At 65.9% G+C, this 1,241-nt stretch carries 1 protein-coding gene; it reads right to left on the bottom strand.

Going from position 1 to position 1,241, the window contains the following annotated elements:
- The coding region (locus tag AC067Z_RS38940; protein WP_478794367.1) for a type I restriction enzyme subunit R domain-containing protein at positions 1–1,241 on the bottom strand (1,241 nt) is incomplete at both ends.

Below are 1,241 nucleotides of genomic sequence, written 5' to 3' on the forward strand. Positions count from 1 at the left end.
CGGATCATCCGCCAGGCCGCGCGGCGGGCGCTGCGGTCGAGGTTGGACTTGAAGTCCCGGTCGGTACCGAAGTACCGCTTGCCGAGCGTGTCGATCGTGGAGACATGATCCATCATGTTCTCCTCGAACTTCTTGTCGAAGACGATCCCGAAGTTCTCCTCGTCGTTGACGACGGCCGCGGCCCGGACCTTGGGGTCCTTCTTCGTCGCGTTGAAGGCCGGGAGGACGTCCTCCTCGGTGAACTCCGTACCGAACTTGGAGTTGAACTTCTCGATCAGCTCGGACAGCAGTGACTTGTCCGCGTCCTTCGCACCGCCGGCCCCGTCGCCGAAGCCCTTGAGCTCGGCGGGACCCTCGGGGTTGAGGGACACGTCGTGCTCGCCGGTCTTCTCGACGCGCAGGTGACTGAGGTCGACCTCGCCTATATCGACTCCGCCGTCCGCAAGCCGGGGGAGCCGGTTGAGGAGGTGGCGCCCGTAGAGGTGCAGGCGTTCCAACTCGGCGTCACGGTACGGGACGATCTGCGCGAGGAAGCCGTACTTGCGGACGTAGTCGTTGAGGTTGGCGCGGAACTCCTCGGCCGTCTCGACATCGTCCTCCTCCTCGCTCTCCAGCAGGGCGGTGAAGCGGGCCACAGCGGGGGAGAGGAGTCGATACAACTCGGCGTGCAGCTTCTCCCACTTGGACTGGACACCACCCGCCTTCTTCTCCGCCTGGAAGTACGCGGCGACGAACTCGTCCATGTCCTGCTCCGAGATGATCGGCGCGGACATGACGCGGCTCTGGGCCGTGTAGAGGAGGTTCGGGTCGGAGGGCAGGGTGTGCGCCTCCTCGAAGTACGGGCGGAAGGCTTCCTTGATGTCCTCGGCCTCGTTGGCGAAGTCGAGGACGGCGAGGTCGGCCTGGGACTTGCGCTCGGCGGTCCGGTTGAGGCGCGAGAGGGTCTGCACGGCGGCGATGCCGGTCAGCGTCTTGTTGACGTACATCGTCGTCAGGAGCGGCTGGTCGAAGCCGGTCTGGTACTTCTCGGCGACGACCAGGATCCGGTACTCCTGCTGCCCCTTGCCGCCGGCCTTCGCGGCCTTGTCGTCTGCACGGGTGTAGCCGAACGCCTTCGGCAGCGCGGCCTCGGAGATGCCGCCGTTCTCCTTGACCTCGGTGGTCTCCTCGCCGTCGATGGTGAGGGTGCCGGAGATCGCGACGAGCACGCCCAGGTCCGGGTACTTGGTGTCGTACTCGCG

It is taken from the genome of Streptomyces sp. NPDC043812 (assembly GCF_056436245.1).